The 23,781-nt window shown below is 35.9% G+C and carries 19 protein-coding genes; 5 read left to right on the plus strand and 14 right to left on the minus strand.

Going from position 1 to position 23,781, the window contains the following annotated elements; genetic code table 11:
* Positions 1-223: 223 nt before the first annotated feature.
* The 3 genes from rpoN to E0I61_RS03530 form a co-directional block, all read right to left on the minus strand.
* A complete protein-coding gene (rpoN, locus tag E0I61_RS03520) occupies positions 224-1,690 on the minus strand; it encodes an RNA polymerase factor sigma-54 (RefSeq protein WP_132069450.1) in 1,467 nt (488 codons plus the stop codon).
* Between the two features lie 80 nt (positions 1,691-1,770).
* Entirely contained in the window at positions 1,771-3,207 is a 1,437-nt protein-coding gene (asnS, locus tag E0I61_RS03525; RefSeq protein WP_131914848.1) for an asparagine--tRNA ligase, read from the minus strand.
* 407 nt (positions 3,208-3,614) lie between these two features.
* A complete protein-coding gene (locus tag E0I61_RS03530) occupies positions 3,615-6,032 on the minus strand; it encodes an efflux RND transporter permease subunit (RefSeq protein WP_132069452.1) in 2,418 nt (805 codons plus the stop codon).
* A gap of 186 nt (positions 6,033-6,218) precedes the next feature.
* Here E0I61_RS03530 and E0I61_RS03535 point away from each other — a divergent pair, with 186 nt between their 5' ends.
* Together E0I61_RS03535 and E0I61_RS03540 are read left to right on the plus strand one after the other, a co-directional pair.
* Positions 6,219-8,489: a cation:proton antiporter gene (locus E0I61_RS03535; RefSeq protein WP_131990393.1), complete on the plus strand. Its 2,271-nt coding sequence runs from the start codon at positions 6,219-6,221 to the stop codon at positions 8,487-8,489.
* A 1-nt stretch (position 8,490) separates the two neighbouring features.
* Positions 8,491-8,820, plus strand: a complete 330-nt coding sequence (locus E0I61_RS03540) for a DMT family transporter (protein WP_131914852.1) — start codon at positions 8,491-8,493, stop codon at positions 8,818-8,820.
* Here E0I61_RS03540 and E0I61_RS03545 read toward each other — a convergent pair.
* The 4 genes from E0I61_RS03545 to E0I61_RS03560 all read right to left on the minus strand — a co-directional run bounded on the left by E0I61_RS03545 (position 8,817) and on the right by E0I61_RS03560 (position 13,630).
* Positions 8,817-11,315, minus strand: coding sequence for a DUF5686 family protein (locus tag E0I61_RS03545; RefSeq protein WP_132069454.1), 2,499 nt, complete (start codon positions 11,313-11,315; stop codon positions 8,817-8,819). The genes E0I61_RS03540 and E0I61_RS03545 overlap by 4 nt on opposite strands.
* A 111-nt stretch (positions 11,316-11,426) precedes the next feature.
* The gene (gene frr, locus E0I61_RS03550; protein ID WP_131990391.1) at positions 11,427-11,990 is read right to left on the minus strand and encodes a ribosome recycling factor; all 564 of its coding nucleotides are present in this window, start codon (positions 11,988-11,990) and stop codon (positions 11,427-11,429) included.
* Positions 11,991-12,075: 85 nt separating this feature from the next.
* Entirely contained in the window at positions 12,076-12,783 is a 708-nt protein-coding gene (gene pyrH / locus E0I61_RS03555) for a UMP kinase (protein WP_131914855.1), read from the minus strand.
* 67 nt (positions 12,784-12,850) lie between these two features.
* Complete coding sequence (locus E0I61_RS03560; protein WP_131990390.1) at positions 12,851-13,630, minus strand: patatin-like phospholipase family protein; 780 nt, start codon at positions 13,628-13,630, stop codon at positions 12,851-12,853.
* Between the two features lie 105 nt (positions 13,631-13,735).
* Between E0I61_RS03560 and E0I61_RS03565 the strand changes: the two genes are divergently transcribed.
* Positions 13,736-14,341, plus strand: coding sequence for a thioredoxin family protein (locus E0I61_RS03565; RefSeq protein WP_132069456.1), 606 nt, complete (start codon positions 13,736-13,738; stop codon positions 14,339-14,341).
* A gap of 496 nt (positions 14,342-14,837) precedes the next feature.
* On the opposite strand, the gene E0I61_RS03570 is transcribed toward E0I61_RS03565, so the two are convergent.
* From E0I61_RS03570 to E0I61_RS03590, 5 genes are all read right to left on the minus strand, one after another.
* Entirely contained in the window at positions 14,838-15,368 is a 531-nt protein-coding gene (locus E0I61_RS03570; RefSeq protein WP_132069458.1) for a hypothetical protein, read from the minus strand.
* Between the two features lie 4 nt (positions 15,369-15,372).
* Complete coding sequence (gene truB / locus E0I61_RS03575; RefSeq protein WP_132069460.1) at positions 15,373-16,074, minus strand: tRNA pseudouridine(55) synthase TruB; 702 nt, start codon at positions 16,072-16,074, stop codon at positions 15,373-15,375.
* Between the two features lie 6 nt (positions 16,075-16,080).
* Positions 16,081-16,902, minus strand: a complete 822-nt coding sequence (locus E0I61_RS03580; RefSeq protein WP_132069462.1) for an undecaprenyl-diphosphate phosphatase — start codon at positions 16,900-16,902, stop codon at positions 16,081-16,083.
* A gap of 81 nt (positions 16,903-16,983) precedes the next feature.
* Positions 16,984-17,223, minus strand: coding sequence for a DUF3098 domain-containing protein (locus tag E0I61_RS03585; RefSeq protein WP_132069464.1), 240 nt, complete (start codon positions 17,221-17,223; stop codon positions 16,984-16,986).
* 72 nt (positions 17,224-17,295) lie between these two features.
* Positions 17,296-18,171 (minus strand): cell division protein FtsX, encoded by an 876-nt coding sequence (locus E0I61_RS03590; protein WP_132069466.1) that lies wholly within the window; start codon positions 18,169-18,171, stop codon positions 17,296-17,298.
* A gap of 170 nt (positions 18,172-18,341) precedes the next feature.
* Here E0I61_RS03590 and E0I61_RS03595 point away from each other — a divergent pair, with 170 nt between their 5' ends.
* Together E0I61_RS03595 and E0I61_RS03600 are read left to right on the plus strand one after the other, a co-directional pair.
* The gene (locus E0I61_RS03595) at positions 18,342-21,371 is read left to right on the plus strand and encodes a leucine--tRNA ligase (protein ID WP_132069468.1); all 3,030 of its coding nucleotides are present in this window, start codon (positions 18,342-18,344) and stop codon (positions 21,369-21,371) included.
* Between the two features lie 240 nt (positions 21,372-21,611).
* Positions 21,612-22,298, plus strand: coding sequence for a zinc metallopeptidase (locus tag E0I61_RS03600; RefSeq protein ID WP_132069470.1), 687 nt, complete (start codon positions 21,612-21,614; stop codon positions 22,296-22,298).
* Positions 22,299-22,391: 93 nt separating this feature from the next.
* On the opposite strand, the gene E0I61_RS03605 is transcribed toward E0I61_RS03600, so the two are convergent.
* Together E0I61_RS03605 and E0I61_RS03610 are read right to left on the minus strand one after the other, a co-directional pair.
* Positions 22,392-22,862, minus strand: coding sequence for an Lrp/AsnC ligand binding domain-containing protein (locus tag E0I61_RS03605; RefSeq protein WP_073352582.1), 471 nt, complete (start codon positions 22,860-22,862; stop codon positions 22,392-22,394).
* Positions 22,863-23,029: 167 nt separating this feature from the next.
* Positions 23,030-23,779 carry a uroporphyrinogen-III synthase gene (locus E0I61_RS03610; RefSeq protein ID WP_131990381.1) on the minus strand — a complete coding sequence of 250 codons (750 nt, stop codon included), beginning with the start codon at positions 23,777-23,779 and terminating at the stop codon, positions 23,030-23,032.
* Positions 23,780-23,781: the final 2 nt, after the last annotated feature.

The following is a 23,781-nucleotide window of genomic DNA, read 5'->3' on the forward strand; positions in this document are numbered from 1 at the left end:
CCTCTCCAAAAGAGAGGGAGACGAAACTGGATTGAAATATAAAGTTATGAAAAAGACAAACCCTTTCAGAGTTTAGAACTCCGAAAGGGTTTGTCTTTTTATAGAAACATTGTTGTTTAGATTGTTTTAAAGAAAAACTGCACAATAAAATATATAATCCATAATGTTTTTTTTAGCAACACTAAATCTCAAATCGTTAATCAGCAATCTAAAATCAACAATTTTACATCTTCTTTCTCATTCTCGCCACCGGAATATCGAGTTGTTCTCTGTATTTTGCAATTGTTCTTCTCGCGATTGGATAGCCTTTTTCTTTTAGGATTTCTGCTAGTTGATCGTCAGGAAGTGGTTTTTTCTTGTCTTCTTCCTCAATTGTATTCTGAAGAATTTTCTTGATTTCCAGTGTAGAAACATCTTCACCTTGGTCATTTTTCATTGCTTCCGAGAAAAATTCCTTAATCAGTTTCGTGCCATAAGGCGTTTCTACATATTTGCTGTTGGCTACACGCGAAATCGTCGAAATATCAAGACCTACCATGTCAGCAATATCTTTCAGGATCATCGGCTTCAACTTGGTTTCATCACCATCCAGGAAATAGTCGCCCTGATAATGCATAATCGCATTCATGGTTACAAAAAGCGTTTCCTGGCGTTGGCGAATCGCATCAATAAACCATTTAGCCGAATCCAGTTTTTGTTTGATAAATTGCACCGCATCTTTTTGCTGAGCTGATTTATCACGGGAATCCTTATACGTTTGCATCATTTCCTGATAATCTTTCGAAACGTGCAGGGAAGGAGCATTTCGTCCGTTTAAGGTCAATTCCAGTTCACCGTCTACAATTCTGATGGCAAAATCAGGAACTACATTTTCCGTCACTTTATTGTTTCCGGTAAAGGATCCGCCTGGTTTTGGATTCAGTTTTTCTATTTCGTGAATGGCTTTTTTCAGTTGCTCATTCGAAACATTGTATTTTTGTAACAGCTTATCGTAATGTTTTTTGGTAAACGCATCAAACTGATTTTCGATAATATCAGTGGCTAGTTCCACGTATTCCGTTGGTGTTTTGTGTTTCAACTGCAACAACAAACATTCCTGCAAATCACGCGCTCCTACACCGGATGGTTCCAGTTCATGAATTACCTGCAGCATTTTCTCTACCATTTTTTCATCGGTGTAAATGCCTTGTGTAAACGCCATGTCGTCCACCATATCAGGAACGCTTCTGCGGATATAACCCATGTCGTCGATACTTCCTACTAGAAATTCAGCAATTTCACGCTCTTCATCATTCAGGATGAACGTATTCAACTGATTGATTAAATCTTGATGAAAACTCACCGGTGCGGCAAAAGGCGTTTCGCGATCTTCATCGTCGTCGCTGTAATTGTTGGCCTGTGTTTTATAATCCGGAGTTTCGTCGTTGCTTAAATATTCGTCAATATTGATGTCTTCGGCTTCAATTCTATCCGATTCTGAATCATCATAATCGTCATAATCTTCGTTTTCGAACTCGTCCTTTTCATGTTCATCTTCTTCTTTTCCGGCTTCCAAAGCTGGATTTTCGTTCATTTCTTCCAATAAACGTTGTTCGAAAGCTTGCGTAGGCAATTGAATTAACTTCATCAACTGGATTTGTTGAGGAGATAATTTCTGTGATAATTTTAAATTTAAGAATTGCTTTAGCATGTTAGTTTATTTGGGTATTCGTTTATTTGGTTATTTGGAATCGAATCCACAAATAACCAAATCCACAAATCAACTTTTTATTAAAATTCCGCATTCATTGGCGTTCTAGGGAAAGGAATTACGTCACGAATGTTTGTCATTCCTGTTACAAATAATACCAATCTTTCGAATCCAAGTCCAAAACCAGAGTGAACTGCTGAACCGAATCTACGAGTATCAAGATACCACCATAATTCTTCTTCATCAATTCCTAAGGCTTTCATTTTTTCAACCAAAACATCAAAACGCTCTTCTCTTTGAGAACCTCCCACGATTTCTCCAATTCCAGGGAAAAGGATATCCATCGCACGAACTGTTTTTCCGTCTTCGTTCAAACGCATGTAAAATGCTTTGATATTTGCTGGGTAATCAAACAAGATTACCGGACATTTAAAGTGTTTCTCCACCAAGTAACGCTCGTGTTCTGATTGTAAATCAGCACCCCATTCGTTGATGATATAGTTGAATTTTTTCTTTTTATTTGGCGTACAATCTCTTAAAATATCAATTGCTTCTGTGTACGAAACACGTTTGAAATTGTTTTCCAAAACAAAGTTTAGTTTGTCAAGCAAAGCCATTTCGCTTCTCTCTGCAACCGGTTTTGATTTCTCTTCATCCAATAAACGTCCTTCAAGGAATTTCAAATCCTCCGGACATTTGTCCATGGTATATTTGATTACATACTGAATAAAATCTTCAGCCAAATCCATGTTGTCATTCAAATCATTGAACGCCACTTCCGGCTCAATCATCCAAAATTCCGCAAGGTGACGCGAAGTATTCGAGTTTTCAGCTCTAAAGGTTGGTCCAAAAGTATAAATCTGACCTAAAGCCATCGCAAAAGTTTCTCCTTCCAGTTGTCCCGAAACCGTAAGATTCGTTTCTTTTCCGAAGAAATCTTCTTTATAATTCACTTTTCCGTCTTCGGTTCTTGGCGTTCCGTCAAATGGCAAAGCGGTAACTTTAAACATTTCACCGGCACCTTCCGCATCCGATCCGGTGATGATTGGCGTATTTACATACACAAAACCTTTCTCCTGAAAATAACTGTGAACCGCATACGATAATACCGAACGCACTCTCATAATTGCTCCAAACATATTGGTACGAACTCTTAAATGCGCATTTTCACGCAAGAAATCCAAGCTCGGTTTGTTTTTAGGTTGTATTGGGAATTTCTCCGCATCTGAATCTCCAAGGATTTCCAGTTTAGCCACCTGAATTTCAAATTTCTGTCCGGCACCTTTACTTTCCACCAAAGTTCCTGTCACAGATATTGCTGCTCCAGTCGTAATTCTCTTCAACGTTTCGTCTGGCGTGTTCTCAAAATCGACAACACATTGTATATTATCAATGGTCGAACCATCGTTTAAGGCAATAAATTGATTGTTTCTAAAAGTTCTCACCCATCCTTTTGCATTTACTTCATGAAGCGTCGTGGTACTGTTTAGTAAGTCTTTAACTTTTGTATGTCTCATTTTATGTGTATAATTGATATTAAAAATTGTCTTGTGACTGAACTGCAAATATAAATGATTTGTTTGTAATTGTCATGGTGAGAAATAGGGTAATCTGGAGCTATTTCCCGCTATTCGCTATATCTTTTACTTTTTAAAGAAAAAAGTAAAAGGATGCCGCTGCTATCGAGGCTAAACGAATGGAGTTATTTGAAATCTTACAGAAATCTTCGGATAAATTTCCTGTGCCGTTTTGTAACCTTTCAGATAAAATGGATTAGTGAAATCACTTGTAGTTTCCACAATTCCAAATCCTGTCAGGGTTCAAAACCCTGACAGGATTGAAAAAGATTGTAACGAATAGCGGGACACGAGCGTAGCGAACTGACGAAGTAAACAGCTCCAGATTGCTTCGTTTCTCGCAACGACTATTTATTTTTTTCGAAATTGTCAATCTCTTCATCGGTGTGTTCGATGATGTCAATTTTTGGTTCGATGAATTCCTGTTCGTTGGCCAATGTTTTATTCAACGTCAATACCAAAGCCGGCAATAACATCAAATTCGACAGCATTCCGAATAATAATGTCAACGAAATCAATCCGCCAAGAGCGATTGTTCCTCCAAAACTGGACAACATAAACACCGAAAACCCGAAGAATAGCACGATAGAAGTATAAAACATGCTCAAACCGGCATCTGTAAATGTGGCGTAAACCGACTTGCGAATTTTCCAGTTATTTTTCTTCAATTCCTCGCGGTATTGCGCTAAAAATCGAATCGTATCATCAACCGAAAGTCCAAATGCGATTCCGAAAACCAAAATCGTTGATGGTTTCAACGGAATATCCAAATAGCCCATAATTCCTGCTGTTAACAACAAAGGCAATAAATTCGGGATAATGGAAACCAGTACCATTTTGAACGAACGGAACATAAACGCCACCAAAAGGGAGGTCAGGAAAAAGGCAAAAACCAAAGACGAAAGTAAATTGTCCAGTAGGTAACCGGTTCCTTTTTGGAAAACCAATGCTTTTCCGGTAATACTAACGTTATACTGACTTGGCGGGAAAAGTTTATCGGCTTTTTTGCGAATTTCGGCTTCAATTTTGGCAATATTATCACCGTTTTCATCGCGCATAAAAGTTGTGATTCGGGCAAATTGTCCTGTCGAATCCACGTAGCTTTTCATCAGATTGTCTTTGGAATTTTTCGTGGCATTTTTAGCATACGACAAAATAAACGATTGTTCCTGTGACGTAGGCAATTCGTAATATTCAGGGTTTCCGTTGTAATACGCTTGCTTGGAATATTTAACCAAATTAACAATAGAAATGGGTTTTGACAGTTCCGGAATTTCGTCAATAGTTTGCTCGAGTTCTTCCATCCGCCTCAGCGTAGACAATCTCATGACTCCTTTTTTACGTTTGGTATCAATCATGATTTCCAGCGGCATAACACCATCAAACTCTTTTTCGAAGAAAACAATGTCTTCAAAAAAGGCTTCTTTTTTAGGCATGTCTTCGATTAAACTGCCTGAAATACGCATTTTGTAAATACCTACGATACTAATCACCAAAAGAAGAATGGCAACGACGTAAATAGAGAAGCGATTGTACTTTACGTTTCTCAGAATCCAATCCATAAAAACCTTGACATAATTACGGTCTAAATGCTCGATATGACGGTCTTTTGGTGGTGGAATGTAACTGTGAAAAATAGGGATTACAATGATACACAAAAAGAAAAGTGCCATGATATTAATAGAAGTTACCACCCCAAATTCCAATAATAATTGATTGTTTGAAGCGACAAATGTAGCAAAACCAATGGCTGTGGTAAGATTGGTCATTAGTGTTGCCATTCCCACTTTGGTGGTGACACGCTGTAATGCTTTGGCTTTATTACGATGGACTTTGTATTCCTGATGGTATTTATTGGTCAGGAAAATACAATTCGGAATCCCGATTACGATGATTAAAGAAGGAACTAAAGCCGTTAAAACCGTGATTTCGTAATTCAGTAATCCTAAAAACCCAAAAGACCACATTACCCCAATAATTACAATTACCATTGATATTAAGGTAGCTCTAAAACTTCTGAAAAAGAAGAAGAAAAGCAATGACGTGACCAATAATGAGGCTCCAATGAAGATGCTTATTTCGTCAACAATCGTTTTTGCATTCAGCGTTCGGATATAAGGCATTCCCGAAACGCGCAGGTCGACTCCGGTTTCTTTTTCGAATGTTTCGACTGCAGGAACGAGTTTTTCTAGGATAAAATCTTTTCGAGCCGCCGTGTTTACAATTTTTTTATCCATGTAAACGGCAGAGCGAATGCTTCCTGATCTTTTGTTGAAAAGCAATCCTTCATAAAAAGGCAAATCATTGAAAAGTTCCTTTTTTATTTTTTGAAGATAGGCTTTGTCAACGGTTTTGCTTTGGTCAACAAAAGGAACCAATTCGAAGGTTTCCAGCGAATCATTTTTTTGTAATTTTTTTAAGTTATTTAATGAAATTACTAAATCTACCGCTTTGTCTTCTTTAAGAGTGTTTATCAGTTTACTCCAGGAAGCATAAGCTTTTGGGGTAAAAATGGCGTTGTCTTTTACGCCGATAATGACAAGATTTCCTTCTTCACCAAATTTATTCAAAAAGGCATTGTACTGTATATTTACAATATTGTCATCCGGTAATAAATTGGCTTCGGTAAAAGTGAAGTGGATATTCTTCCATTGCATTGCTAAAAGAGCTGTTATCGCTACAATAATGGATAACATCAAAATTCTATTTCTAAGGACAATTCGGGCTATTAATTCCCAAAATCCTAAACTAAACCACTTCATCATAAGTCATATTTAACGGTGGCAAAGGTAGTTAAAACCGCTATAAATCATTTATTTTAACTAAAATTTTATGACTAATTATCCCCGTTTTTTATTTTACAATAAAATAATTTTGTGGGATATAAATTATACATTTGAATTTCTCATCTTTGTTTTTTTAGAGTTGAGTACGAATACATAAAAATTGATATGAAGAATTATAAAAATACATTGTTTTATTTAAGTGTAACAGGCGGTTTCATTGCCTTAATGTATTGGATTATAAATAAAGGAAAAAAATTAGAAGTTAGTGAGGTTATCGTAACGCCTGAAAGCGGAAACGGTTCTTGGAATGATTTTATAGCTTCCATGCAACATAATTTTCAGGATCCTTTAGCCATCCTTTTGGCACAAATCATCACGATAATCCTTGTGGCTCGCGTTTTTGGTTGGATTTTCAAGAAAATTGGACAACCATCAGTAATAGGGGAGATTATTGCGGGTATTGTCCTTGGACCGTCCTTATTGGGATTGTATTTTCCGGAATTTTCAAGTGCTTTGTTTCCTGCTGAATCCTTAGGGAATTTAAAATTTTTAAGCCAGATAGGATTGATACTTTTTATGTTCGTGATAGGGATGGAACTCGATTTGAAAGTGCTGAAAAACAAAGCCAATGAAGCGGTGGTGATTAGTCACGCCAGTATTGTAATTCCTTTTGCACTCGGAATTGGGCTGGCTTATTTTGTTTACAATCGATTTGCTCCCGAAGGTGTGAAATTTTTAGCTTTCAGTTTGTTTATGGGGATAGCCCTGAGCATTACCGCTTTTCCGGTTCTGGCAAGAATCGTTCAGGAAAGAGGAATTCACAAAACGAAATTAGGGGCAATTGTCATTACGTGTGCTGCTGCCGATGATATTACCGCTTGGTGTATTCTGGCTGTGGTAATTGCAATTGTAAAAGCGGGAACTTTCGTCAGTTCATTATACATTATTATGTTGGCAGTACTTTATGTTGTTGCCATGATTTTTATTGTAAAACCATTTTTGAAAAGAATAGGGGATTTGTATGGTTCGAAAGACACTATAATCAAACCGGTCGTGGCTATCTTTTTTCTGGTATTGATTCTTTCGTCCTATGCTACCGAAGTGATTGGGATTCATGCATTATTTGGAGCGTTTATGGCGGGAGCTATTATGCCGGATGTTCCAAAATTCAGAACCATATTCATTGAAAAAGTAGAGGATGTTGCTTTGATACTTTTACTGCCGTTGTTTTTTGTGTTCACGGGTTTGAAAACCGAAATTGGCCTTATCAACGATCCATATTTATGGAAAGTGACGGGTTTTATTATTTTGGTGGCCGTAGTGGGAAAATTTTTAGGAAGTGCTTTGGCAGCGAAATTTGTAGGTCAGAGTTGGCGAGACAGTTTGACCATTGGTGCGTTGATGAACACCAGAGGGTTAATGGAATTGATCGTTTTAAATATTGGTTTAGAGCTTAAAGTTTTGACTCCCGAGGTATTTACGATGATGGTAATCATGGCATTAGTGACCACTTTTATGACTGGACCAGCCTTGGATTTAATCAATTATATCTTTAAAACTAAAGATGGTGTTGAAATTGTTGAACAAACACACCATAATAAATACCGCATTTTAATTTCATTTGGGAACAATGAAAAAGGCAAATCCTTGTTGCGATTGGCGAATAGCTTGATAAAAAAACAAAAAGATTCTGCCAGTATTACGGTGATGCATTTGTCCTTAAGTGATGAGATGCATACTTTTAATATGGATGACAAAGAGAAAAGTAGTTTTTATCCTATTGTTGAAGAATCCCAACTGTTAAATCAGGACATTACCACTATTTTTAAAGCAACCATGGATATTGAAACCGAAATCGCTGATGTTGCCAATCAAGGGGATTATGATTTGTTGTTGGTAGGTTTGGGAAAATCAATATTTGAAGGGACTATTCTTGGAAAAGTAATCGGTTTTACAACAAGAATAATCAACCCAGACCGTTTAATCGATAAGTTTATCGGGAAAGAAGGATTGTTCGAAAACTCCCCTTTTGACGAAAGAACCAGACAGATTATTTCTAAAACCAAGATGCCAATAGGGATTTTGATCGATAAAGATTTACAGCACGTAAATCATGTTTTTATTCCAATTTTTAGCCCCGAAGATTCATTTGTGATTGATTATATCCAAAAATTAATTTACAACAACAATTCTAAAATTGTTATTTTGGATGTCAATGGGCATGTCAATACTAATTTTGTAATCAAGAGCGCTATTGATTCTTTGGAACAAAAATATCCGAAGAATATTGGTTTGATAACGGATAAAATAATTAAAAAAGAATTTTTAGACCAACAAGATTTAATGTTAATTAGTCTTGAAAGTTGGAAAGAATTAGTAGACTCCAGAAGTGACTGGTTAAGCGGCGTTCCTTCGGTATTAATTTTAAAACAATAACATGAACTGGATTTTATTAATTATAGGTGGGATTTTTGAAGTAGGTTTTGCAACTTGTTTGGGCAAAGCCAAAGAAAGTTCCGGAATGACAGCAACATTATGGTTGGGCGGATTCTTGATTTGCTTGGCAATAAGCATGGTATTGCTTTACAAAGCCACACAAACTTTGCCCATCGGAACAGCTTATGCGGTTTGGACAGGAATTGGTGCGGTGGGAACGGTTTTGGTTGGAATTTTTGTGTTTAAAGAACCTGCTGATTTCTGGCGAATTTTCTTCATTACCACTTTAATCAGTTCTATTATTGGACTAAAATTCGTTTCGAGTCATTAAAGTCCCAAATCAAGAACGAAACTTATTTTGACAGCTATATTATCTTGAAATTTGCTCAGCTGATTCGGGCCATAGCGGTAAAATCCGCCTAATCCCAAGCCATTGTAAATTTGGTTGAGTTCTAATCCAGATTCGAAATAACCTTTGTTGAGGGTTTTATAATCCAACCCGATGTGTTGTTCCGGTTTTTGTAAATTCCCCCAAGCCATTCTTGAAACGAGAACTAAGGAAGGTTTTACTTTTTTGAACAGTGTTACGCGGCTAAAGCCATGTTTGAATTGAAAATAGGCGTATTCACTTGAGAAAAACTCATTGAAAAACATGGTTTCAAAACTGTTTTTTCCTGCAAAAGTCATCCGCTGCAAGATAGTTTCCTTGGTGATATTATTAGGAGAGGTATTGTACAAATGTGTCAGCGGTACATCACCAAGAGCATAACCGGCTTCGAAAAGTAAACTTGTTTTTTGACCGTTTAAATATATTTTTTCATATTCTGTTTTGAAATCTATTTTGCTGAATTCAAAATCATTTTGCAAAACATTAGGTAAGGATTGTGTGTATTGAAAAGTGAATTTCGGGAAACGTTTTTCTACTTCAATTCGTCCCGTAGGCGTTTGCATGTAATCGCTAAACGGATTCCAACGCAAAGAAACCATCGCAGTTGTCATGATGTAACTCGTATATAATTTCTCGTTCAGGTTGTATATATAATTGAATTTAGGTTCTATTGCGGCACGGGAAAGTTCCCATAAGCTTTCTGTTTTGGGGATAATTTTTGTTTCTATAAATGTTTTCCAACTCACATAATTGTAAAATGTACTGATGTTTATTGGTCTTGGATTATAGATTTTAAACGCTTTTTTGTCAATTGTAAATACAGTACTTGCAATTTCTCGAATGTCATCAGTATAGGAAACTCCAATCCAGGAATTCGAAAATTTGCCAACCCGAGCCGCCATTCCTAAATTATATTTGAAATTCCCATCCTTTGTTCCATAAGCGGTGTAGCCTTCGATTCTGAATTTTTTTGAAAATTGTTCATTGGTGATTCCGCCAATTCCCAATCTAAATCCTTCGTAATTATTATAGCTGAACAATTTGCGTAAGTCTAAGTCGAATTTTCCGATGGGTAAATATCCGTTGATGATTTTCCGTCCAAAGCGGATGCGACTTTCAATTCGTTTTTTAACTGAAATACTGTCCAATGCCAAATACGTTTTTTGGCTTCGGCTGTCTAAACTGTCTTTTCTGTAGGTGTTCCAAAAACGTTCCGGTTTGTTAATCGCATCGTCTTTGATTTCGATATAAATAGCCGATTTTTTAATTTGTATCGGAATGTTATACTGAATTTCAAAATTATTCGTGTGCGAAAGCAAATAGGTGAAATCTGAGGCGACTTTTTTTCTTTCTTTAAAATCTCGTTCTACATCGCCATCAAATTGAATGGTTCCGCCAAGGATTTTTATATCTTCATCATTTTTGCCTTTTACAATTTTAAAAGTTTTGTCCGTTGGAAACCATAATTTTTCATTGGGGATGTACTTAAAATCATGAATCCCGCTAATGTCAAGAACGCCTTTTATGCGCATTACCGCTTTGGCGACAGCAAAATTATTTTGGTCAATATAAAGCACGCCTTCCAGTCCTGATGCTTTTCTTTTTTTCTTGTTTTTAAAGTAAATCATGTACGTATTTCGACCGTCAATGATAAGTGAATCCAGGAGTTTGTAATTGTAATCTTTTAGCGCATCATTTGCAATGGGGCTGTTGTATTTGGTTTCAAAAAGCTCATAACTGGAGTCGTAAATAGAGAATGACTGCAAATTAAAAGCAATGACTTCATAAACTGGTTGCTTGAAACCGGCCATTTTGGTACCTAATATCGTTTCTTTTAATCTGGCATTCGCAAATTGATATTGTGACACTTTTTCGGTTTGAAAAAGATGCTGTTTACTGATGACTTCTTTAAATTTATAATCGGAGGAGTCAATTTTTGAGAATTGTTTTCCAATAGATTTTTGGACAAAAACAGAATCGATTCTTCCGTCAATAGAGTCAGGATTTGCGGTTACAATAAGTTTGTTATAGGATTTAAACTCAAAACTACGGAGCTTTTTTTGGGGATTATTGTTGTCTTTATTTTCGATTGTCTTCTTGATAATTGCCAAAGCCGGGTTTTCGCTTGAAATCCTCACTTCATTCAAATTATCCGTTTTTTGGGAAAGAACGACAACATAATAATTTTTATTTTTTTCGATGGCAATCCTAGCTTTGGTGAAACCAATATACGAAATATCAAAAGCTGTAAAGGGAATTACAGTTACAATACTAAACTTCCCATCGACATCAGAGATGGAATTTAGACCATTATTTGTGGTAATCGTGGCAAACGGCAAGGATTTGTTGGTTGTGGATTCTTTCACAATTCCATTGACCTGAAATTGCGCCTGTAGCGAAAGCGTTAAAAAAAAGAATAACAAACACAATTGCTTCATAAATAGGGTTTACTGCAAAACGGGTATAATCTCATTTTGGTATCGCAAAAATAACAATAAAAAAATCCGTTCCCCTAAGCGAACGGATTTTTAATATAGTTTGAAAGGGATTTACACCTTCATAATTTCAGCTTCTTTCACCACTAAAAGTTCATCTATTTTCCTGATGAAAGTATTCGTTAGGTTTTGAACTTCTTCTTCGGCACTTTTGCAAATGTCTTCTGATGTTCCTTCTTTTTCTAATTTTTTAATATCAGTATTGGCATCTTTTCGAGCATTTCGAATACCCACTTTTGCATCTTCGGCTTCTACTTTGGCTTGTTTGGCAAGATCACGTCTTCTTTCCTCAGTCAATGCTGGAACACTTATGATAATTACATCACCGTTATTCATTGGATTAAAACCAATGTTGGCAACCATAATTGCTTTTTCAATTACGTGCAGCATATTTTTTTCAAAAGGTTGCAACGTAATTGTTCTGGCATCAGGTACACTAATTTTTGACACTTGAGAAAGGGGTGTCGCAGATCCGTAATAATCTACAAAAACGCTTCCCAACATGGCCGGAGATGCTTTCCCTGCACGAATATTCAAAAATTCTTTTTCTAAATGCGCAATAGAACCTGTCATAGATTCTTTGGTGCTATCTAATATAAATTCAATTTCTTCAGTCATAATTTAGATTTTTAGATTTTTAGATTCTTGGATTTTTAGACTTATTAATGATCTAGTCTAAAAATCTAACAATCTAAGTAGTCTATTATATATTTACTACGGTTCCTATATTTTCTCCATCGCAGATTTTCAATAAGTTTCCTACTTTGTTCATGTCGAAAACTACGATTGGTAATTTATTTTCTTGGCTTAATGTAAATGCAGTGGTGTCCATTACATTCAATCCTTTTTTAAGGACGTCTTCAAAAGAGATATGGTCAAATTTCACGGCAGAAGCATTTTTCTCCGGATCACAATCATAGATACCATCAACACGGGTTCCTTTTAGGATTACATCGGCATTGATTTCCACACCACGTAAAACGGCAGCTGTATCAGTTGTGAAATATGGGTTTCCGGTTCCAGCACCAAAAATTACAATTCTTCCTTTTTCAAGGTGTCGTACCGCTCTTCTCTTAATATATGGCTCAGCAATCGCTTCAATTTTCAAGGCAGTTTGTAAACGGGTAAGCATTCCTTTATCTTCCAGCGCACCTTGTAAAGCCATTCCGTTGATAATTGTAGCCAGCATTCCCATATAATCGCCTTGCACTCTGTCCATTCCTGCGCTTGCTCCGGCAACTCCTCTAAAAATATTTCCACCACCTATTACAATGGCTATTTCTACTCCTTTTTCATGAATTTGCTTGATCTCATCAGCATATTCAGCTAATCTTTTTGGGTCAATTCCGTATTGCAAGTCGCCCATTAAAGCTTCTCCACTTAGTTTTAGAAGAATTCTTTTGTATTTCATGTGTGTGTTGAGTTGATTGGTGCAAATATAGAATATTCTTTTTTTTTAAAATAATGTTGCTGAAATTTTATAAATTAAGTTTTTCGTACGATTTTTTTGCGGCTTCATAGCCAATGTTGAAAACAGCATCCATCTTCACTTTGTTGGTTTCAAAGGTGCTGTACAAACACAAATCCTTTGGTTCAATAACCCAGTCACAAATATTGAATTTATGCAGGTTAGAATTTGCCGAAAGAATATCAAATGCCCGAGTGGTCACCGCTTTAATCGAACTTAAATCTTTGGCTTCTATTTTTTGAATCGGGCTCACATAAACACCTATTAATGTATCACATTGTCCTTGTAAGATATCAGTGGGAAAATGATTCAATATCCCGCCGTCACTGTATATTTTTCCTTTAATTTCATACGGAGACAAGATTCCGGGAAATGCTGAGGAAGCTAAAATAGCATCGATGATTTTTGTTTCCTGATCAAATATTTTTAATTTTCCGCGAACCATATCGGTTGCTGTAATTTGAATCGGGATTTTTAAATCACCTAGAGTGGCATCTTTAAAAATAGTGTGAAAATAAGATTTGAAGGATTCAGAATCAATTAAACCGGCTTTTTTGAACGTTAAATGCTTCCAGTGAAAAAGGTATATCGATTTGAAAAATTCCAAAATTTCTTCGGGCGTTTTTCCCCACGCATACATTGCACCAACAATTGAACCTGCACTTGTCCCTGCTATTTGAGACGGACGGATGTTTTTTTCTTCTAAAAATTTAACAACACCAGCATGAGCTATACCTTTAGAACCTCCGCCGGAAAGTACCAACCCTATCGATTTTGTTTTTAAATCCATCTTTTTTATTTGGGATAAAATTACTCTTTTTGTGGAATTGAAAGTGATGAATATCATATTTGTGCTCCAATTTTATGGTAACTTTGTGAAAACAAATATTTCATTATGAAAAGTACAGTAGCTAAAGCCTTGTTTAATAGTTATTCCTATTCGGAGTATAGAAAACTAGTTTCAGATTTATTACTTGAAGGAAAGTCAACCGGTAATGAACAATCAGAAGATTTAAATCATTACAGTGAGTTAAATGAAACCCGAATGAAGCGTTTGGATAAAACGATGAAAATTACCGAGGAGAATATTCTGAAATTAAAGAACTTAAAAAGTGAATACATTTGGTTAGTTATTTCTGAAGGATGGTGTGGTGATGCAGCCCAGCTTTTGCCAATTATGAACAGAATGGCGATTGATTCCGGTAAAATAGAATTGAAAATTGTTTTGCGTGATGAAAATGACGAATTGATGAAGTTGTTTTTGACCAATAAAAACAAATCAATTCCAATAGTGATTATTGTAGATAAACAAACAGGAAGTGTTCTTGGAAAATGGGGCCCAAGACCCAAAGGCGCCACCGATTTGATTACGGATTATAAAAAAGAGTTTGGAAGTTTTGACGAAACAGCAAAAAACAACTTACAATTATGGTATTTGCATGATAAAGGAATAAGCACCCAAAATGAATTGGTTAACTTGATGCTTGATTTAGAGCAGTAGCATTTAAAAAATAGTAACATTCATAACTTCTGTTGCCTCATAATTGTCAAAAAAGCTTTAATATAGAACAAGAAATTCTATGTTTATTGAGGTCAAATAATTAGACTTTTTTTTCGTTATTTTTTTGTAAATCGAAAAAAAATTTGTAAATTAGTGACTGCCAACCAGGTTTACTATTTGTATTTGATTTACTTTTTTTATAGGTGTTTAAATATTGTTTCACAATTTAAAAAACAGCATCATGAAAAAACGATTTGAAAAGTTTTATGATTATTTGTCACATTTACTATTTGGAGGTAAAAAAGCAACTAATTATTAAACCATTGGCGTGAGCCTAACTAGACAAATAGAGTATGGATTAAAACTACTTTAACTTTAGAAAAAACACATCGCAAATTCAATTTTGGATTTGTCATGTGTTTTTGCTTTTTGATTACAAATGAGGGTGTAGGAAGTATTAAAAGGCTAGTTTTTCAACAGCCTAAAATGTTTTCCTTCAAAAAGAGACTAAGGAAAGTCCTAAACTGATGCTGCCACTATCTCTTTGATTATTAATGGGAATCTCATAATGACTTACTTCAACAAATAAAATAAGATCATCAGCCGTTTGTAAACCCAAACTGATTTTTTTATAATCCCCCATCAAATCACCTCGACCCAAAGCAATTGCTTTTCCTAAACCGAGTTGTAGCGTAATTCTAGTATCGTCACCAATTTTGGGACTTAACTTTAAATTTGCAAAAACAGGAACGACAACCAGTTTGTCGGTCCACTTCCAGTCTATACCAGAGTGAATTCCTAAACCAACCCATTTGTTATGATGTATTCCATATCCTATTTTACTGCTCAATCCATCGGGTAGAAACCATAAATTGTCAGTGTTTCCATTTAGATCAGTTTCGCCTCGATCCGGATTTCCTTTGATAGAAAAAGCTACGTCAAATTGTGTATAAGTGAATTTTTTATTTTGAGAAAAAACAGAAAAAGTAAAAAATAAGAAAACGGATAAGGTTCTTAAATGACCCATAATACTAATTATTTGATTCTAGGCTATCCTCGAATAAAGTAACGTCCATTGCATCAGTCACATCATAATCTCCAATTTTTGTTCTGCGTAAAACGGTTAAATGGGAACCGGAATTCATCGCTTTCCCAAAATCAAAAGCCAGAGAACGAATGTAAGTTCCTTTGCTGCAAACGACTCTAAAATCTATTTCTGGAAGTGCGATTCGAGTAATTTCAAATTCGTGAATGGTTGTTTTTCTACTCGCAATTTCGATTGTTTCTCCAGCACGTGCATGTTCGTATAAGCGAACACCATCTTTTTTTATGGCCGAAAAAATGGGTGGTTTCTGGTCTATTTCCCCTAAAAACTGCTTGACTGTTTCCTGAATTAAAGCTTCGTCAATATGTTCCGTCGGGAAAGTTTGATCTATTTCTGTCTCTAAATCATACGAAGGCGTTGTGGCTCCAATATAGAAAGTTCCGGTATATTCTTTGGCTTGACCTTGAAGTTCAGTAATTCTTTTGGTAAATTTTCCGGTACAAACTAACAGTAATCCAGTTGCCAAAGGATCTAAAGTTCCGGCGTGACCAATCTTAAATTTTTTTGGAAGATTAATTTTGCTGATTAAAGCCCATTTCATTTTATTCACCGCTTGAAAAGAAGTCCAATTCAAGGGTTTGTCAATGAGTAAAATTTGTCCGTTTTGATAATCTTCGGCTGTTTTCAATGGGAATTATTTTAAGAATGAAAAGTAGATCAATAAAAACACGCCTACTATTATTCGGTACCATCCCCAAGGTTTGAAACCGTATTTTTTGATTATTTCAATGAAGAATTTAATAGCGATAATGGCAACGATAAAAGCAACAACATTTCCTATTAAGAATAATTGTATGTTTTCATTTGATTTTAAAATCAATTCGTAACCTTTCATTTGTGAGGTTTCGTAGGTTTTCAAAAATACAGAGTAACACGTTACTGCCATCATCGTTGGAACCGCTAAAAAGAAAGAGAATTCTGCTGCAGCGTGACGCGTTAATCCTTGTTGCATGCCGCCAATTATAGAAGCGGCAGAACGACTTGTTCCCGGCATCATCGCTAAACATTGCCAAAAACCGATGGTTATTGCTTTTTTAATGGTGATGTCTTCTTCTTGAAGAACCGTTGGGCTTTGAAAACGACTGTCAATAAATAATAAAATGATTCCGCCTAAAATTAAAACTATCGCAATGGGAATAGGATCTCCAAGAACTGCTTCAATCTTATCATCGAATAATTTTCCTAAAACCAAAGCTGGAATTACGGCACAAATAAGTTTTATGTAAAAGTTGATTGCAACACTTTTTGAAGAGAAATCAAAAAATTTCTTCCAATACAAAGCGACAACAGCGAGAATGGCTCCAAATTGAATGGAAACCTGGAATAGTTTCACAAAATCATCTTCTTGAATCCCAAAATATGAACTTAGAAAAACCATGTGAGCTGTTGAAGAAACAGGAAGATATTCTGTTAATCCTTCGATAACAGCAATTAAAAATGCTTGTAATGTATTCATTATATAGTGATCAGTTTTCAGTGATCAGTTTTCAGTTTTCAGTCTGTTACTAACTGAACACTGAATACTGGCTACTGTTTGCTATTTTTTTGGATTCTTAAGAATGGCATAAATAGTAATTCCAAACCCGATTAAAACGGTAGTTGGTGCCAATCGAATTCTTCTGAAATTAAAGATATCTTCATTGAAAACATTTGGGTCATCACTTCCTCCGCCAGCCATTAGAATAAATCCTAAGGCAATTACTCCAATCCCAATTAATAGAATTTTATAATTTATTTTGTCAAAAAGAAATTCTGGTTTCTGTTCGTTGTTTTTCATTTTATGGTGTTGATTTAAAAAGCTGAATGGTGAGAATTTGAATAAACAAATGACCAAATCAACGAATAAACATTAGTATAAGTCGTCCGTTCTTAAATTCAAGAAACGTTGTGTTGCAAAATACGTGCTTAACCAGGTAATCAATATTCCAATTCCTAAAACGGTCAATAATACCAGTCCAATTAAAGCTTTATCGTCAAGTATGCCAAGATTTGGAAAATTAGTTTCAACGTAAATCAAAACACCAATTAACGCAATAATGGCAAGTCCTGCGCCAATCATTCCCAGTTTTATACTTCTTACCACAAATGGTTTTCTGATAAAGGCCTTGGTTGCACCTACCATTTGCATGGTTTTAATGATAAATCGGTTGGAATGTATTGATAAACGCAACGAACTATTAATCAGTAATACGGCAATCACGGCTAAGAATCCGCTGATTATTAAAATCCACATACTTACTTTTTTGATGTTGTCATTGACTAAATTCACTAATTGCTTGTCATACACAATATCCGAAACCATGGCGTTTTTGCGTAAGCGGGTTTCTATTTTTGCAATACTGTCTTTGATTACATAATCGGCTTTCAAGTGAATATCGTAAGAGTTTTGCAATGGGTTTTCTCCAAGAAATTCCATAAAATCTTCTCCTATAATATCCGTATGTTGTTTTGCAGCAGCTTCTTTGGTCACATAATCGTATGATTTTGCGAAACGGCTTGATTTTAATTCGGTTCCAAAAGCCTTCAGAATACTGTCATTCGCTTCTTTTTTGAAGAAAACGGTCATGGCAATATTTTCTTTGAAATCGTCAGCTAATTTTTTAGAATTTATAATAAAAAGACCCAAAACACCCAATAGAAATAAAACTAAGAATACACTTAGCACTACTGAAAAATAAGAGGAAATTAATCTGCGTTTTTGAAATTTATCAAAGTTAGAAGTCATAGTTTATTGAAATTATTGGGTAAAAATAATAAAGAATTTCTTTATTTAAAGTTAATAACGCTCAAAGTTTTAACTTTCGTACAATAAACGTAAATTTGCGACCTAAAAATAGTCATCGTGAGAAAGCCTTCAAGGCTTTGTCCCTTTGCAACTTTGCAACTTTTATAAAAATGAAATACAATCCGAACGAAATAGAGGCCAAATGGCAGAAATATTGGTTAGAAAACGAAACGTTTAAAGCCGAAAACAACTCAGAAAAACCTAAATATTACGTACTTGACATGTTTCCTTACCCATCTGGAGCGGGATTGCACGTAGGACATCCGCTGGGATATATTGCCTCTGATGTGTATTCAAGATACAAAAGACACCAAGGTTTTAATGTGTTGCACCCAATGGGCTACGATAGTTTTGGTTTGCCTGCGGAACAATATGCGATTCAAACGGGGCAACGGCCTGAAGATACTACTTCGGTAAATATTGACGGAGGAACGGATAAAGAAGGAAATAAAATTGCCGGGTACAGAAAGCAATTGGATAAAATTGGATTCTCCTTCGATTGGAGTAGAGAAGTTCGCACTTCAAATCCCGATTATTACAAACATACGCAATGGATTTTTATCCAATTATTCAATTCTTGGTACAATAAAAATAGCGATAAAGCAGAAGATATTTCGACTTTGGTTTCCATTTTTTCAACGGAAGGAAATACGAATGTAAATGCAGTTTGCGATGAAAATATTGAAGCTTTTTCAGCAAATGAATGGAACGCTTTCGCAAAAGAACAGCAGGAGAAAATTTTGCTGCAATACAGATTGACTTATTTAGCCGAGACTGAGGTGAACTGGTGTCCGGGATTAGGAACCGTTTTGGCAAATGACGAAATCGTAAATGGTGTTTCAGAACGTGGCGGTTTTACGGTTGTTCGTAAAAAAATGACCCAATGGAGCATGCGAATTTCTGCTTATGCAGAACGTTTGTTACAAGGTTTGAATGCTATTGATTGGAGCGAAAGCATCAAGGAAAGCCAAAGAAACTGGATTGGAAAATCCGTTGGAGCAACGGTTTCTTTTAAAGTCGAAAGTCAAAAGTCAAATGTCGAAAGTGAGCAGCAATATATCGATGTGTTTACTACAAGACCTGATACCATTTTCGGAGTGACGTTTATGACATTGGCACCAGAACACGAATTGGTTTCACAAATAACCACTCCGGAACAAAAAGCGGAAGTGGAAACCTACATAGAAAAAACTTCAAAACGTTCCGAAAGGGAACGTATGGCTGATGTAAAAACCATTTCGGGAGTATTCACCGGAGCATATGCTGAACATCCTTTTACCAAAGAACCAATTCCGGTTTGGATTGGGGATTATGTTTTGGCAGGTTACGGAACAGGCGCGGTTATGGCGGTTCCTTGTGGTGACGAAAGAGATTATGCCTTTGCAAATTTCTTTAAAGATCAAAACGGAATGCAGGAAATAAAGAACATTTTTGCAAATGTGGATATTTCTGAAGTCGCCTATGGTTCGAAAGACAATGTAATTATCGCCAATTCCGATTTCCTAAACGGATTGAATTACAAGGAAGCGACCAAGAAAGCAATAGAAGAGTTAGAAAAATTAAACCTAGGAAAAGGAAAAACGAATTACCGTTTGCGTGATGCTGTTTTCTCTCGCCAGCGGTATTGGGGAGAACCGTTTCCAGTATATTATGTGAATGGCTTGCCGCAAATGATTGATGCGAAACATTTGCCAATAATCCTTCCGGAAGTAGAGAAATACTTGCCAACCGAAGAAGGTTTGCCGCCTTTAGGAAATGCTTTGGTATGGGCTTGGGACAGTGTTCAGTCTTCAGTTGTTAGTACTCAGTTAGTAGATAACGCGACCATTTTTCCTTTAGAATTGAACACGATGCCGGGTTGGGCGGGAAGTTCTTGGTATTGGATGCGTTATATGGATGCACACAATGAAAAGGAGTTTGCGAGCAAAGACGCACTTGCGTATTGGGAAAGTGTGGATTTATACATTGGCGGAAGCGAGCACGCCACCGGACATTTATTGTATTCTCGTTTTTGGAATAAATTCCTAAAAGACAAAGGTTTTGCACCTACCGAAGAGCCGTTCAAAAAACTGATTAATCAGGGAATGATTTTGGGAATGAGTGCGTTTGTGTATGGTTTTGGAGTTGGTGTGAAAAATGTTAATCCTGATTTAGGGATTATTAAACCAAAGAGATATGTTATTTCTAGAACATCATATTTGAGTGCTATTAAAGGAGAATATGATGATGTTATTACGAATATTGTAGATAAAGAATTAGAGAAATATAAAGTTATTGGGAATGGAAATGTTGAGTGGGATTTAGAATTGACTGCCTTTACTCCAATTCATGTTGATGTTTCTCTAGTAAATTCTTCGGATGAATTAGATGTTGAGGCATTTAAAAATTGGAGGTCTGATTTTAAAGATTTTGAATTCATTTTGGATAAAGATAAATATATAGTAGGTAGGGAAATCGAAAAAATGTCGAAATCGAAATACAATGTCGTAACGCCAGATGATATTTGTAACGAATATGGAGCTGATACGTTGCGTTTGTATGAAATGTTCTTAGGGCCATTGGAACAAGCAAAACCTTGGAATACGGCAGGAATTTCGGGAGTTTTTGGATTCTTGAAAAAACTGTGTCGTTTGTATTTTGACGATAATGGTTTGATAGTTACCAATGACGAACCAACCAAAGACAGCTTAAAATCATTGCACAAAACCATCAAAAAAGTAGCAGAAGATATTGAAGGTTTCTCTTTCAATACATCGGTGAGTCAGTTTATGATTTGCGTGAATGAATTATCCACTCAAAACTGTCATTCTCGTGCTATTTTGGAGCCATTAGCAATTGTGATTTCGCCTTATGCGCCACACATCGCCGAAGAACTATGGTCATTGTTAGGAAATACAGGTTCTATTGCAACGGTTGATTTTCCAATATTCGAACCAGCACATTTGGTAGAAAGCAGCAAAGAATATCCGGTTTCTTTCAACGGAAAAATGCGTTTCACTATGGTTTTGCCTTTGGATTTAACCAAGGAACAAATCGAGGAAATCGTAATGAAAGACGAAAGAACCATCAAACAATTAGAAGGAAGAACGCCAAACAAGGTGATTATTGTTCCGGGAAAAATCATCAATTTGGTGGGATAGGTATCCATTCCTGTAGAGACGCACCGTAGAGACGCACTGCAGTGCGTCTCTACAACAACAGATATATAATCCAAATTCTAATTATTAGAATTTGGATTTTTTATTTTAATTCATAAAAATCCGCAAAAATCCGTTTCATCTGCGTTCCATTTTATGAATGCCAAATTGACATTGTAAAAAATTGGTTCAGATTTTGATGTTTCTTTTATAACTTTAACAATACAATTAAAAAACAAAAATATGGGAATGGGTTATTTGATTCTTGCCGGAGCAATTATGCTTTTCAGCTGGTTAGTTAGTTCAAGACTAAAAAGCAAATTTGAACATTATTCTAAATTACAATTACAAAACGGAATGTCTGGCGCTGAAATCGCCGAAAAAATGCTTGCCGATAACGGAATTCGGGACGTGAGAGTGATCTCTACACCGGGACGTTTGACGGATCATTACAATCCAGTAGATAAAACTGTAAATCTAAGTGAGGCGGTTTACAACCAACGAAATGCGGCTGCGGCTGCTGTTGCGGCGCATGAATGTGGTCACGCCGTGCAACATGCTGTGGGGTATCAATGGTTGACGATGCGTTCCAAATTAGTGCCGGTGGTGAATGTGGCCTCAACGTACATGCAATGGATTTTGCTTGCGGGAATCTTGATGATGAAGACTTTTCCACAATTACTATTGGTAGGAATTATCATTTTTGCGGCAACCACTTTGTTTTCGATTGTTACTTTGCCAGTCGAATATGATGCAAGTAATCGTGCATTAGCTTGGTTAGAAAATAAAAGAATGTTGACGCAGCAAGAACAAGCAGGAGCCAAAGATTCCTTGAAATGGGCTGCCAGAACATATGTCGTGGCTGCTTTGGGATCTATTGCAACGCTGTTGTATTACGTTTCGATTTATATGGGAGGAAGAAGGAATTAGATTATTAGATCTTTAGAGGATTATAGAAAAAACCGTCTTGTGAAAACAAGGCGGTTTTTTTATCAAATAACCAATCAACGATTAACCAAAAAACTATAATTGAATCTGTCTGTCGATTTGTTGGTCTAAGGAAATAAAGGTTTCTGTTCTGGAAACACCTTCTATCGCTTGGATTTTTGTATTGAGCAATTGCATTAAATGTTCGTTATCGCGACAAATAATTTTTATCAGAATCGACCAGTTTCCTGTGGTGTAATGGCATTCCAATACTTCAGGAATTTTTTTTAAATCTCTTACTGCTTCTGGATTTCTGGCTGCTTTGTCCAAATAAATTCCAACAAAAGCCATCGTATTATAACCCAGGATTTTATTGTTTACCGTGAATTTTGATCCCGAAATAACGCCGGATTGCTCCAGTTTTCTCAAACGTTGATGAATTGCGGCACCTGAAATCCCTATTTTATTGGCGATTTGAAGAATTGGTTTTCGGGCATCTTCCATCAGGTCGCGTAAAATTTCTTTGTCGATACCGTCAATTTCTACTATTAGGGAATTAATTTTCATGAGTTGCTATTTTAAACTAAAATGTGAGATTTAGTTTTAATTGAAAATCAAAATTAAGTAAAAAACGATTACTAAAAAGAATATTGAGCTGTTTTTGTAATTTATGTCATAAAAAAAGCCATTCGGATTGCGAATGGCTTTTGTAATTGTATCTGAAAAGTAATTTTTTATTTTCCTTTATTTGCTTCAGCAATGTATTTTTCCAAAGCCATTGTCATTGAAGGAGTTGCTGGTGTTGGAGCGAGGATATCCACTCTTAAACCATGATCCAATGCTTCTTTTTGAGTAGTACTGCCAAAAACTGCAATTCGAGTATTATTTTGCTCGAAATCTGGGAAGTTCATAAACAATGATTTTATTCCGGTTGGGCTAAAGAAAGCCAAAACATCATAATATACATCGGCTAAATCGGATAAATCACTCATTACAGTTTTGTAAAAAACAGCTGGTGTCCAGTCTACTTTTAAAGCATTTAACGTTATTGGCGCATCGGCATTTAATTGGTCTGAAGCAGGCAATAAGAATTTTTCGTCTTTGTATTTTTTTATAAGCGGAGATAAATCAGCAAAATCTTTTGGTCCAACGTAGATTTTACGTTTTCTATACACTACGTATTTTTGCAGGTAAAAAGCAATAGCTTCTGATTGGCAGAAATATTTTAATCCTTCCGGAACTTTATAACGCATTTCGTCAGCCACTCTGAAAAAGTGATCTACAGCATTTTTACTCGTTAAAATAATAGCGGTGTAATGATTAAGATCAATTTTTTGAAGTCTAATCTCTTTTGCATTAACTCCTTCTACATGAATAAAAGGTCTGAAATCAATTTTTACTTTATGCTTTTGTTGAAGTTCAAAGTAAGGGGAATTCTCCACTTTAGGCTCAGGCTGTGACACCAAAATTGTTTTCACTTTCATAT

Source organism: Flavobacterium ranwuense, from assembly GCF_004349315.1.
GTDB classification, from domain to species: Bacteria; Bacteroidota; Bacteroidia; order Flavobacteriales; family Flavobacteriaceae; genus Flavobacterium; species Flavobacterium ranwuense.